This is a genomic window from Limnohabitans sp. Rim47 (assembly GCF_001517545.1).
In the GTDB taxonomy this organism is placed as follows: Bacteria; Pseudomonadota; Gammaproteobacteria; order Burkholderiales; family Burkholderiaceae_C; genus Limnohabitans_A.
Window position 1 is genome coordinate 1 of sequence record NZ_FBYA01000006.1, and the last position, 11,902, is coordinate 11,902.

An 11,902-nucleotide genomic window follows, 5' to 3' on the forward strand; every position below is an offset into this window, starting at 1 on the left:
GGTGCTGCGTCGATCTGGTCGTACGCCTTGGCCGAACCACCGAATTTAACTGCCAACACGGTCGTAATGGCCGCTGTCAGTGTGGTTTTGCCGTGGTCAACGTGACCGATGGTGCCCACGTTGACGTGGGGTTTGGTCCGTTCGAATTTCTCTTTTGCCATATCTTCGACTCCGAAAAGTAGTGGTCAACAACCAAGACAGAGGGCGCACAACTTGCATTGCGCGCCCCAAAACTGGTGCCCTTGGCGGGAATCGGACCCGCGACCTCTCCCTTACCAAGGGAGTGCTCTACCACTGAGCCACAAGGGCAAAATCTTCTTACAAACTCAACCGAATGACTGGAGCGGGAAACGGGAATCGAACCCGTGTCATTAGCTTGGAAGGCTAAGGTTCTACCATTAAACTACTCCCGCACTGATTGCGCCGCACGAGTGGATGCAACGCCAATGCTTGGAACCATTTCCAATTACTCAAATCAACCGGCTTAAGCCAGTTTGCTGGTGGAGGAGACTGGATTCGAACCAGTGTAGGCGTAAGCCAACAGATTTACAGTCTGCCCCCTTTAGCCACTCGGGCACCCCTCCAGAAGCGAGTCTCAGATTATGCCATCCTTTTGCGAGCCCTCGCAAGTTTGGGCATAACTTTTTCACCAATTGATGGGTTTTTCGCCGTTGCGGCCCCAAAACTCAGCTGCCCTCACAAAATGGCCGCATCCCATAAATGGCTGAGGCGGGCGCATGGCCGATAAAGGCGAGGGGTGATTCGCCTCCAGAATTAAGTGCCGAGAGGCGCCCTCAACGGCTTCAATCAGTCTTTTTTTAGTCTGCGCGTGGGCGCCCCACAGCATGAACACCACAGAATGAGGGTTTTTGGCCGCAGCGATGACCAACGCGTCGGTCAGGACCTCCCAACCCCAGCGAGCATGACTGGCAGGGATCCCCGCCTCAACCGTCAGACTGGTATTGAGCAACAACACCCCTTGCTGGGCCCAATTCACCAAAGAGCCATGAGCAGGAATTGGCCTACCCAAACTTTGCTGCAACTCTTTGAACACATTTCGCAAGCTTGGCGGCAAGCGGATTCCGGGGGCCACCGAAAACGCCAAACCCTCCGCCTGACCTGGGCCGTGGTAGGGGTCTTGGCCCAAAATCACCACGCGGACTTGATCCAGAGGCGTCAACGCCAAGGCCTTGAATGGCTCCGCCGGATAAACCGTTTGACCGGCGTCAAGCGCAGTCCTCAAATGCGCTGACAAGGCGTGGCCAAAAGAAGACGCCAAAAAGTCTTGAACCAGCACCAGCCAATCGGCACTGAGTGCCTGCAAATCAGGTGGCCACTGCGACAAGCGCGCTGTCGCCATGGGCGGCTCTTCAAAACCCAGGGTTTGCTGGGCAGGCGACACGAGCATTAAGCAAAAAGTTGGGCCAAGGCCTCACCGGGCTCTGCCGCACGCATGAACGCTTCGCCCACCAGAAACCCATTGACTCGGGCTTCACGCATGCGTTTGACATCGTCAGCCGACAAAATACCGCTTTCGGTGATCAACAAGCGGTCTGCCGGGACAGCCGGCAACATGTCCAAGGTGGTCTGCAACGACACCTCAAATGTTTTCAGGTTGCGGTTGTTGATCCCGACCAAGCGGGTTTTCAGCTTCAGCGCTCGGTCAAGCTCGGCACGGTCGTGCACCTCCACCAGCACAGCCATGTCCAAGCTGCGGGCCACGGCCTCCATGTCAGCCATTTGCGCATCGTCCAAACAGGCAGCGATCAGCAAAACAGCGTCAGCACCCATCGCCCGGGCTTCATACACCTGGTAGGCATCGATCATGAAATCCTTGCGCAACACGGGCAAGTCGCAACTGGCTCGGGCTTGTTTCAGAAAATCCACACTGCCCTGAAAGAACTGTTTGTCTGTCAAAACTGACAAACAAGCCGCTCCGTGCTCGGCATAGCTTTGCGCAATGTCAGCAGGAATGAACTCAGCGCGCAGCACGCCCTTGGATGGACTGGCTTTTTTGATTTCGGCGATCACAGCAGCTTGTCCTGCGGCAATCTTGGCGCGCATGGCCCCCTCAAAGTCCCGGGTCAGAACACGGCTCTCAGCATCAGTCCGCACGACGGCCATGGGTTTCTGCGTTTGTGCCGCGGCAACTTCCTCACGCTTGACTTTGATGATTTGGTCAAGGATGTCAGTCATGGTTTTTTTCCTGTACGGGCTCGGTGGCACCGTTTTTCAAAATTCGAACAAAAATGCGGTGCATCACCAACCCGACCACCACAAACAAAGCAGAGACGCCCAAGGCGATCCACGCACCCTCACCGTGCCACATGGGTCAAACCGCCGATTGGCCAAAGGCCACAAATTGCGCCAGCTTGGCTTTGGCTGCCCCGGACTCAATGGCCACGCGGGCGCGCGCCAGACCATCGGCAATGCTGTCGGCCACATTGGCCGCATACAAAGCCGCACCAGCATTGATCATGACGATGTCCCTTGCTGCACCGGGTTGATTGTCCAGCACGCCTCGCAACATCGCCATCGACTGCTCAGGCGTATCCACTTTCAAGGCCCGGTTGCTGGCCATGGTCAAACCAAAATCTTCGGGATGAATTTCATACTCGGTGATCTGGCCATTTTTGAGCTCGCCCACCAAAGTGGCGGCACCCAAGCTGATTTCATCCATGCCATCACGGCCATAAACCACCACCGCATGCTGGGCACCCAGACGTTGCAAGGCACGCACCTGGATACCCACCAAATCTGAATGGAACACGCCCATCAGAATGTTGGGAGCACTGGCCGGATTGGTCAGCGGCCCGAGGATGTTAAAAATGGTGCGCACACCCAGCTCTTTGCGCACCGGAGCCACGTTTTTCATAGCCGGATGGTGGTTGGGCGCAAACATGAAGCCAATGCCGACCTTTTCGATGGAGCGCGCAATCTGCTCAGGCGACAGATTGATGTTGCCACCCAGCGCCTCGACCACATCGGCGCTACCCGATTTGCTGCTGACGCTGCGCCCACCGTGTTTGGCGGTTTTAGCCCCAGCAGCAGCAGCCACAAACATGGCGCAGGTCGAGATGTTGAAAGTGTGAGCGCCGTCACCTCCCGTTCCAACGATGTCGACCAAGTGCGTGGCATCGGCCACATGCACTTTGGTCGAGAACTCACGCATGACCTGGGCTGCTGCAGTGATCTCGCCGATGGTTTCCTTCTTCACACGCAGACCGGTGATCAGCGCAGCCGTCATCACAGGTGACAACTCGCCATTCATGATCATGCGCATGATTTTGAGCATCTCGTCATGAAAAATCTCGCGGTGCTCGATGGTGCGCTGCAGCGCTTCTTGGGGGGTGATGGGCATACGATTTCCTTGCAATGTTTCGATGTTGTTGAATGCGTCAATGCGTGGGCGCTTGCGTCAAAGCCAGCTTGAGGCCGAAGCCCACAAACATGAAGCCCGCCAAGCGGTCAAGGTGTTGCAATCCACTCTGCAACAAACGAGCACGCAGAGACAACCAAGAAGCTGCCAGCGCCCAGGCCATGCCAATCAGCAGGCCGTTGAAATTGAACAAACACCCGAGCAACACAAAGGTCCAGGCGGGATCGGGTGAGTTGACCGGAACGAACTGCGGCACGAAGGCCAGAAAAAACAAAGCCACTTTGGGGTTAAAGGCATTGGTGGCAAACGCCTTGAAGAAAACCGAAGGCAAGCCGGGTGCTTCAGGCCCGTTTTCGCGATCAATTTGAGCAGGCAAGGCACTGCGGGCATCCCCCGCCCCAACGCCCGACTTGGTCGTGGACCACAGCAAACGCACACCAATCCACATCAAGTACGCCGCGCCCAACCATTTGACCGCGTTGAAAGCGGCAGCAGAGTTGGCCAGCAAGACCCCCACACCCAAAGCCGCTGCCGCCACATGCACAAAACACCCCGCCGTGATGCCCCATGCGGCCACCAAGCCTGAACGCACACCGCCACGCAAAGACTGGCTGACGATGAAAAGCACATCAGGTCCTGGCGTGAGATTGAGCAGCACGCCCGCCACCATGAACATCCAGAGTTGCTGTGCGTCCGGCATGGTGTATGGACTCAGTAAACGCCCGAGCGCACAAGACCTTGCGCCGCTTCGCGGGTCTGTTCGCGCATGAATTGGCCAATACAGTCCAACGCATGGTCAATGCCTGCTGCATCCACATTCAGATGCGTGACAAAGCGCAAACCGATCAGCCCTGTGGCCAAAACGCCCTGGACTTTCAAGGCTTCCAGCAGCGCCGGGCCCCGGCCATCTGCCACCTCTACAAACACAATGTTGGTCTTGGCCGAACGCACATGCAAACCCTCTATGCCCTGCAAGCCTTGCGCCAGACGCTGTGCCAAAGCATGGTCGTCAGCCAATCGATCGACATGGTGATCCAGCGCGTGCAAAGCCGCAGCCGCCAGTACACCCGACTGCCGCAAACCACCGCCCAGCACCTTGCGCCAACGAAGCGCTTTGGCGATCAGTTCACGCGAGCCACACAGGGCCGAGCCCACCGGCGCACCCAAGCCTTTGCTGAAGCACACCGACACGCTGTCGAAATGGTCCACGATGCGGCGAACGCGTTCCATCACCGCACCGCCTTGGGCATCGGCAACCGCCGCATTGAACAATCGGGCGCCATCCAGATGTGTGGCCAAACCATGCTGCCTGGCCAGCGCTGTGGCTTGCACCAGGTAGTCTTGCGACATGGCGTGCCCGTTCCAAGTGTTCTCCAGTGCCAACAAGCGGGTGCGCGCAAAGTGACAGTCGATCGGCTTGATGGCTGACGCGATGTCGGCCAACGCCATTTCGCCTTGCGCGTTTTGCATCAGCGGCTGCGGCTGGATGCTGCCCAAAACAGCCGCTCCCCCGCCTTCATAGCGGTAGGTGTGGGCGTTTTGGCCCACGATGTACTCGTCGCCTCGCTCGCAATGCGCCATCAGCGCGCACAGATTGCTTTGTGTCCCAGAGGGCATGAACAGGGCCGCTTCTTTGCCCGTGATCTGCGCGATGCGTTCTTGCAAGGCATTGACCGTGGGGTCGTCGCCAAACACATCGTCACCCAAAGGCGCTGCCAGCATGGCCTCCCGCATCGCCGCTGTGGGCTGGGTGACGGTGTCGCTGCGCAAATCGATCATGGCCGTTCCAGAAAGTTCTTGAGCATCGCGTGACCGTGTTCGGTCAAGATGGATTCGGGATGGAATTGCACCCCCTCAATGTCGAGTTCGGTGTGACGCACGCCCATGATTTCGCCATCTTCGGTCCAGGCCGTCACCTTCAGGCATGCAGGACAAGTGGCCCGCTCAATCGCCAGCGAGTGGTATCGGTTGACGGTGAATTGCTGCGGCAAGCCTGCAAAAACACCTTCTTGGGTGGTCGTGATGACACTGGTTTTGCCGTGCATCAGCTCTTGCGCCCGAACAATCTTGCCGCCAAACGCGGCGCCAATGCTCTGGTGCCCCAGGCACACGCCCAAAATGGGCAACTTGCCCGCGAAATGTTGAATCGCCGCCACCGAAATACCCGCCTCGGCAGGCGAACAAGGGCCAGGTGAAATCACCAAGCGATCCGGTTGCCGCGCGGCAATGCCCTCCAGGGTAATTTCGTCGTTGCGAAACACCTCCACCTCAGCGCCCAACTCACCAAAATACTGCACGATGTTGAAGGTAAAAGAGTCGTAGTTGTCGACGATCAGGAGTTTGATTTTTTTCGCCATGATCACTCCAACCCTTCTTCTACCAACTCACTCGCCCGCAACAAGGCGCGCGCCTTGTGTTCGGTTTCGCGCCATTCCATCTCGGGCACCGAATCGGCCACCACGCCCGCTGCTGCCTGCACATACAAAGTTTGGTCCTTGATGACGGCGGTGCGGATGGCGATGGCCACATCCATGTCGCCCGCATAGCTGATGTAGCCACAAGCGCCGCCGTAAATGCCGCGCTTGACGGGCTCGAACTGGTCGATCAACTCCATCGCATGGACTTTGGGCGCGCCGGTCAAAGTGCCTGCAGGGAAAGTGGCTTTGAGCACATCCATGTTGCTCATGCCCTCATTGAGCGTCCCCTCGACGTTGCTCACAATGTGCATCACATGGCTGTAGCGCTCCACGACAAAAGCCTCAGTCACCTTGACGGAACCGATCTGGGCAATGCGTCCAATGTCGTTGCGGGCCAAATCGATCAGCATCACATGCTCTGCCCGCTCTTTGGGATCGTTGATCAGCTCATGCTCGGCGGCCTTGTCTTTTTCGGGTGTTGTACCACGGGGGCGCGTGCCAGCCAACGGGCGAATGATGACTTTGGCGCCCTCTTCGGTTTGCTCTTGTCGCACCAAGATCTCAGGACTGGCCCCGACCACATGAAAATCGCCGAAGTTGTAGAAGTACATGTACGGGCTAGGGTTGAGCGACCGCAGCGCCCGGTACAAGGACAGCGGGCTTTCGGTGTAGCGCTTTTTGATGCGCTGGCCCACTTGCACCTGCATGAAGTCACCCCCGGCAATGAGCTCCTTGGCTTTTTCCACGGCGGCGATGTAGTCGGCCTTGGCAAAGTCACGCTCGGCCGGATAAGACTGACTGGCTTTGACCACCGGCGCGCTGACTGAGTATTTGAGTTGTTCTTTCAGGTCGCGTAAGCGTTTTTTGGCACCCACATAGGCCTCGGGCATGGCCGGGTCGGCATAGACGATCAGGTAAAGCTTGCCCGACAGGTTGTCGATGACTGCCAGCTCTTCGCATTGCAAAAGCAAAATATCGGGCGTGCCCAAGGTGTCGGGCGGACAAGATCTCTCGAGTTTTTTCTCAATGTAGCGCACCGCATCGTAGCCAAAGTAGCCCGCCAGACCGCCACAAAAACGCGGCAAGCCCGGACGCAAGGCGACCTTGAACCGTTTTTGGTACTGCTCAATAAAGTCCAACGGGTTTCCCGCTGCGGTCTCGATCACTACGCCATCACGCACCACATCGGTCTTGGCCTCGGCACCAAAACCACTGGCGCGCAACAAGCTGCGTGCAGGCAGGCCAATGAAGCTGTAGCGTCCGAAGCGCTCGCCGCCCACCACCGATTCGAGCAAGAAACTGTACTTGCCGTTGTCTTTGGTGTGTGCCAGCTTCAGGTAAAGCGACAGTGGGGTTTCCAGGTCCGCAAAGGCTTCCAACATAAGAGGAATGCGGTTGTAGCCTTGACTGGCCAGGCTTTTGAATTCAAGTTCGGTGATCACGGCAAGAGCCTCCAAAGCGCTCAGCGACCTCAGTCGAGGTGCTTTTCATTCATCCAGGTGCCCAGCCAATGCCGGGCGCGGGTGGCGGGCAAGGCCGCACAGTCAATGGGGTCAGGCTGGCTGACGCCAGGGCCAGGCTCCTTGGCCTTCCACATGGGAATGGCTCTGCAGGCTGGCTGCGCAGGAGTGGCTAAAGATGATGAACATGATGGCCTTAGTGTAGCAAAGCCGCGAGGCCAACTTTCGACCTCGCAAAGTACCCACCAACTAGACGGCACGCAAGTGAGACGGCAAGTCAGCCAATGAGTCCAGCCATGCGGCGGCAGGGGTGTCTTGTACCCGTTGGCCATGGTTGTAGCCATACGTCACCAACACCACGGGGCACCCAGCAGCATGGGCAGCTTGGGCATCGTTACTGGAGTCACCCACCATCAAGGTTTTGGCCATGGGTGTGCCCAAGGCCTCACATGTTTTGAGGATGGGCAACGGGTCCGGTTTTTTGCGTTCAAAACTGTCACCGCCAAACACATGGCCAAAGAAATGGTCCAGCGATTTCTCTTTCAAAAGCGTGATGGCAAACGACAGCGGCTTGTTCGTCAGGCAAGCCATTGGCAAGCCTTGCTCGGCGAACACCTGCAAAGCCTCCAGCACGCCAGGATATACATCAGCGAACTGGCCATTGATCTGAAGGTAATGGTGCTGGTAACGCTGCCAAGCCCGATCAAACAAGGCATCCACCGACAGGGCCGGACAGGCCTGACCGACCCCCTTGACCTCGGATCGTGTGATCTGGTGAGCCAGCAGCGTTCGGATCAAGTGCTCCGAGCCTTTGCCAATGGTCTGCTCGATCAAGGCGTTGGAAACCGGGGGTAAGTCCAGATCAGCCATTGTGCGGTGCAGGGCCACCTGAAAATCACCCAAGGTGTGAACCATGGTGCCGTCCAGGTCAAAAATGACCGCTTCGATCTGCGTCAGATCCTGCAAAGGGCTGACCATCGGATCAACCCAGGGCCGCGCGCATTTGGTCGATTACGGCTTTGTAATCTGACTTGCCAAAAATGGCACTGCCCGCCACAAAAGTGTCTGCACCCGCATCGGCTACACGGCGAATGTTGTCAACCTTGATGCCGCCATCGACTTCAAGGCGAATGTCGCGGCCGCTGACGTCAATGAGTTTGCGTGCTTGTTCAATTTTGCGCAGGGCGGAATCAATGAAACTCTGCCCCCCAAAACCGGGGTTGACACTCATGATGAGGATCAAATCAATCTCGTCAATGGTCCATTCCAGCACGTCCAACGGCTCTGCCGGGTTAAACACCAAGCCCGCTTTGACGCCCTTGCTTTTGATCGCCTGGACACTGCGGTGCACATGCCCACTGGCATCTGGATGAAAGCTGATGAGGTCGGCACCGGCTTCCGCAAACGATGCAGCCAAGGCATCCACAGGTGAAATCATCAAGTGCACATCAATCGGCACAGCCACACCCGCTGCCGTTTTGGCATGTGGCTTCAAAGCCTGACAAATCATCGGGCCAAATGTGAGGTTGGGCACGTAATGGTTATCCATCACGTCAAAGTGAATCCAGTCAGCACCTGCGTCGATGACGCTTTTGACTTCTTCGCCCAAGCGTGCGAAATCGGCCGAGAGGATGGAAGGGGCAATTCGGTAGGTCGTCGTCATCCCTGAATTGTCGCAGTTAACATGTACCAATGTCTGCTCACACCGTTCAAATTGATGCGCTGCCCCAATACGTGGCAGACCAAAGCAACCCCCTACAAGATATTTTCGCTTTTGCCTACACCATCACAGTGACCAACACGGGCACGGTGCCTGTCCAGTTGATCTCACGCCACTGGATTATTCAGGATGAACATGGGCACACAGAAGAAGTCAAAGGCTTGGGTGTCGTGGGTCAGCAGCCCTTGCTGCGTCCCGGCGAATCTTTTCAATACAGCAGCGGTTGCCGCCTGCGTGCCCCCAGCGGAACGATGCACGGCAGTTTCTTTTTTGTGGCTGAGGATGGACATCGCTTTGATGCGACCATTGCCACATTTGTGCTCGAATCCTCCGATTCTGCACTCTCAGGGCGCACGCTTCACTGAACCCTGTTGAGTGACTTGCGGTTAAGCTCATGGTCATGGGTGAATTTGACCTGATTGAACGCTTTTTTAAACGTCCGCCACGACAGGCGGATATCGGCATTGGCGATGACTGCGCCATATGGACACCACGTCCAGGACATCAACTGGCTTTTTCAGCCGACATGTTGGTCGAGGGGCGTCATTTTTTGTCGACCGTTGACCCCTCACGTCTTGGTCACAAAGCACTGGCTGTCAATCTGAGTGATCTGGCGGCTTGCGGCGCAAGCCCGCGCGCCTTTCTCCTGTCATTGTCTTTGCCACGCGCAGATGAAAACTGGCTAGCTGGTTTTTGCCAAGGTCTGTATCAATTGGCCGACGCACATGGCTGCGAACTGATTGGCGGCGACACCACGCAAGGGCCTTTGAACATTGCGATCACCGTGATGGGCGATGTGCCTCAAGGGCAATCTATCTTGCGCAGCGGGGCTCAAATTGGCGATGATTTGTATGTCAGTGGTCACTTGGGAGATGCTCGCTTGGCACTTGAAGCCTTTCGCGGAGCCATCAGCTTGCCGCAAGCTGTATTTGATGCCGCCAGGTTGCGGATGGAATTGCCCACTCCCCGCGTTGCACTCGGGCAGGCCCTTCGCGGCATCGCCCACGCCATGGCCGACATCAGTGATGGCCTGCTTGGTGACTTAGGACATATCCTCAAAGCCAGCCGTGTGGGCGCTGAAATTGAATTGCCTTCGACGCAAACACTGATGCACACCACCGACATTTGGGGCTGCCCCGCCGATCTGTCCATGACTTGCATTTTGTCAGGTGGCGATGATTACGAACTGGTGTTCTGCGCACCACCCTCTGCATCGGATCAAGTCATCGCAGCTGCTCAAGCCTCTGGAACGCATGTCACCCGCATTGGACGAATCACCGAATCTCAAAGCCTTGTTTTACTGAATGAATTGGGCCAAAGCGTACGCAACCCATTTCGATCGTTCGATCATTTCGCATGAACATGACTCAAGCCAAAACCTCTGAAGCCGCCATTCGGCAACATAAGCCCAATGCAGCGTTCATGCTTTCACATCCGGCACATGTCATTGCGTTGGGTTTTGGCTCTGGTTTGGCCCCTAAAGCGCCGGGCACGGTCGGGAGTCTTTGGGGTTGGTTATCTTGGCTGGTGCTCCAAAACTACCTGTCCCTGTCCGCACAAATGACATTGATTCTCTTTGGACTCCTTTTAGGCTGGTGGGCATGCACCGTCACTGCGCGCAATATGGGCATCGGTGATCCAGGATCCATCGTGTGGGACGAGATCATCGCCATATGGCTGATTTTTTATCTGGTCATGCCATCCAACTTTGGCGCGCAGCTCGCGGCATTCGTCTTGTTCCGGTTTTTTGATGCGGCAAAACCCGGTCCTGTCACATGGGCGGATCAACTCTTCAAAGGATTTGGCTGGCGCGGCGGGTTTGGGATTATGTGGGACGACATCGTGGCGGCATTTTGCACTTTGCTGACCATCGCGTTGTGGAGGTGGTTTCATGCCTGACATCGCCCTGCGAGTGGCTGAGCGCTTGATGCATTTGAAATGGATGCTGTCAACAGCAGAAAGCTGCACTGGCGGCATGATTGCAGCCCATTGCACCGACTTGGCAGGGTCCAGCGCTTGGTTTGACCGAGGATTTATCACTTACTCCAACGAAGCCAAGGCACAAATGCTAGGTGTTCCGAACGAACTCATTGCGGTTCATGGAGCGGTTAGCGAGTCCGTTGCACTCACGATGGCGTTGGGTGCCGTTTATCGGTCTGGAGCACAGGCCTCTATTGCCGTCACTGGCGTGGCAGGCCCCAGCGGCGGCAGTCCTGAAAAACCAGTCGGAACAGTCTGGCTGGCATGGTGCATCAACGGTATTGTTTCAGCTGAAATCAAGCACTTTGACGGCAACCGCAATCAGGTCAGGCAAGCTACGGTGAAGCATGCGCTTCTGGGTTTGATCCTGCGACTGCCTGAGTAATCGGGGAAAAGACAGCACCAACGAAAAAACCCTCCGAGGAGGGTTTATTGAAATTCAACCGAAATTGAAATTTGGTTGCGGGGGCCGGATTTGAACCAACGACCTTTGGGTTATGAGCCCAACGAGCTACCAGACTGCTCCACCCCGCGGTATCTTTAAATTATACCTTACTCTGCTGCTGTTTCAGCAGAAGAATCCGCACGATCAACCAATTCAACCAAAGCCATTGGTGCATTGTCACCCACGCGGTAACCCATTTTCAGGATGCGTGTGTAACCACCAGGACGCTTGGCAAAACGAGGGCCCAGATCGGCAAACAATTTGACAACGCTGTCACGGTCGCGCAGGCGGTTAAATGCCAAGCGCTTGTTGGACAAACTGTCTTCTTTGGCCAAGGTGATCATGGGCTCAATGACGCGACGCAGTTCTTTGGCTTTGGGAAGTGTGGTCTTGATGACTTCGTGCTCGATGAGCGAGTTCATCATGTTACGCAGCATGGCGAGGCGGTGCTCGCTGGTGCGGTTCAATTTACGGAGGCCGTGTCCGTGACGCATGGTGCTT

The 11,902-nt window shown here is 56.5% G+C and carries 16 protein-coding genes and 4 tRNA genes; 4 read left to right on the plus strand and 16 right to left on the minus strand.

The genetic code is table 11. The features are described 5' to 3' along the window. From BN3544_RS12845 to rpe, 14 genes are all read right to left on the minus strand, one after another. The coding region (locus BN3544_RS12845; protein ID WP_059356001.1) for a GTP-binding protein at nt 1-161 on the minus strand (161 nt) is incomplete at its 3' end. A 73-nt stretch (nt 162-234) separates the two neighbouring features. Then, nucleotides 235-309: transfer RNA gene (locus BN3544_RS12850), tRNA-Thr, on the minus strand. Nucleotides 310-339: 30 nt separating this feature from the next. Further along, nucleotides 340-413: transfer RNA gene (locus BN3544_RS12855), tRNA-Gly, on the minus strand. 85 nt (nt 414-498) lie between these two features. Next, nucleotides 499-584 (minus strand) — tRNA-Tyr (locus BN3544_RS12860). A gap of 62 nt (nt 585-646) precedes the next feature. Continuing rightward, complete coding sequence (locus BN3544_RS12865) at nt 647-1,408, minus strand: uracil-DNA glycosylase (RefSeq protein ID WP_019429297.1); 762 nt, start codon at nt 1,406-1,408, stop codon at nt 647-649. After that, the gene (gene trpC / locus BN3544_RS12870; RefSeq protein ID WP_019429296.1) at nt 1,408-2,196 is read right to left on the minus strand and encodes an indole-3-glycerol phosphate synthase TrpC; all 789 of its coding nucleotides are present in this window, start codon (nt 2,194-2,196) and stop codon (nt 1,408-1,410) included. The genes BN3544_RS12865 and trpC overlap by 1 nt, the downstream gene beginning before the upstream one ends. A gap of 136 nt (nt 2,197-2,332) precedes the next feature. Beyond that, nucleotides 2,333-3,361, minus strand: coding sequence for an anthranilate phosphoribosyltransferase (gene trpD / locus BN3544_RS12875; RefSeq protein ID WP_019429294.1), 1,029 nt, complete (start codon nt 3,359-3,361; stop codon nt 2,333-2,335). A 37-nt stretch (nt 3,362-3,398) separates the two neighbouring features. Beyond that, nucleotides 3,399-4,079 (minus strand): LysE family translocator, encoded by a 681-nt coding sequence (locus BN3544_RS12880; protein ID WP_019429293.1) that lies wholly within the window; start codon nt 4,077-4,079, stop codon nt 3,399-3,401. A gap of 11 nt (nt 4,080-4,090) precedes the next feature. Beyond that, nucleotides 4,091-5,158, minus strand: coding sequence for a low-specificity L-threonine aldolase (gene ltaE, locus BN3544_RS12885; protein WP_019429292.1), 1,068 nt, complete (start codon nt 5,156-5,158; stop codon nt 4,091-4,093). Then, complete coding sequence (locus BN3544_RS12890) at nt 5,155-5,736, minus strand: anthranilate synthase component II (protein WP_193364657.1); 582 nt, start codon at nt 5,734-5,736, stop codon at nt 5,155-5,157. Before BN3544_RS12890 ends, ltaE begins: the two co-directional genes overlap by 4 nt. A gap of 2 nt (nt 5,737-5,738) precedes the next feature. After that, nucleotides 5,739-7,238: an anthranilate synthase component I gene (trpE, locus tag BN3544_RS12895; protein ID WP_019429290.1), complete on the minus strand. Its 1,500-nt coding sequence runs from the start codon at nt 7,236-7,238 to the stop codon at nt 5,739-5,741. Nucleotides 7,239-7,267: 29 nt separating this feature from the next. Next, nucleotides 7,268-7,393: a hypothetical protein gene (locus BN3544_RS14530; RefSeq protein ID WP_019429289.1), complete on the minus strand. Its 126-nt coding sequence runs from the start codon at nt 7,391-7,393 to the stop codon at nt 7,268-7,270. Nucleotides 7,394-7,505: 112 nt separating this feature from the next. Then, a complete protein-coding gene (gene gph / locus BN3544_RS12900) occupies nt 7,506-8,234 on the minus strand; it encodes a phosphoglycolate phosphatase (RefSeq protein ID WP_019429288.1) in 729 nt (242 codons plus the stop codon). 4 nt (nt 8,235-8,238) lie between these two features. Beyond that, nucleotides 8,239-8,919, minus strand: a complete 681-nt coding sequence (gene rpe / locus BN3544_RS12905; RefSeq protein ID WP_019429287.1) for a ribulose-phosphate 3-epimerase — start codon at nt 8,917-8,919, stop codon at nt 8,239-8,241. 29 nt (nt 8,920-8,948) lie between these two features. Here rpe and apaG point away from each other — a divergent pair, with 29 nt between their 5' ends. From apaG to BN3544_RS12925, 4 genes are read left to right on the plus strand one after another with little or no spacing between them, the layout of a single operon-like run. Next, nucleotides 8,949-9,341, plus strand: a complete 393-nt coding sequence (gene apaG, locus BN3544_RS12910) for a Co2+/Mg2+ efflux protein ApaG (RefSeq protein WP_019429286.1) — start codon at nt 8,949-8,951, stop codon at nt 9,339-9,341. Nucleotides 9,342-9,376: 35 nt separating this feature from the next. Beyond that, the gene (gene thiL / locus BN3544_RS12915; protein WP_026036523.1) at nt 9,377-10,336 is read left to right on the plus strand and encodes a thiamine-phosphate kinase; all 960 of its coding nucleotides are present in this window, start codon (nt 9,377-9,379) and stop codon (nt 10,334-10,336) included. Next, on the plus strand, nt 10,333-10,875 hold the full coding sequence (locus BN3544_RS12920; RefSeq protein ID WP_019429284.1) for a phosphatidylglycerophosphatase A family protein: 543 nt from the start codon (nt 10,333-10,335) through the stop codon (nt 10,873-10,875). The genes thiL and BN3544_RS12920 overlap by 4 nt, the downstream gene beginning before the upstream one ends. A 28-nt stretch (nt 10,876-10,903) precedes the next feature. Continuing rightward, nucleotides 10,904-11,341, plus strand: coding sequence for a CinA family protein (locus tag BN3544_RS12925; RefSeq protein WP_369814616.1), 438 nt, complete (start codon nt 10,904-10,906; stop codon nt 11,339-11,341). 72 nt (nt 11,342-11,413) lie between these two features. On the opposite strand, the gene BN3544_RS12930 is transcribed toward BN3544_RS12925, so the two are convergent. After that, nucleotides 11,414-11,490: transfer RNA gene (locus BN3544_RS12930), tRNA-Met, on the minus strand. Nucleotides 11,491-11,508: 18 nt separating this feature from the next. Continuing rightward, nucleotides 11,509-11,895, minus strand: a complete 387-nt coding sequence (gene rplQ, locus BN3544_RS12935; RefSeq protein ID WP_019429282.1) for a 50S ribosomal protein L17 — start codon at nt 11,893-11,895, stop codon at nt 11,509-11,511. Nucleotides 11,896-11,902: the final 7 nt, after the last annotated feature.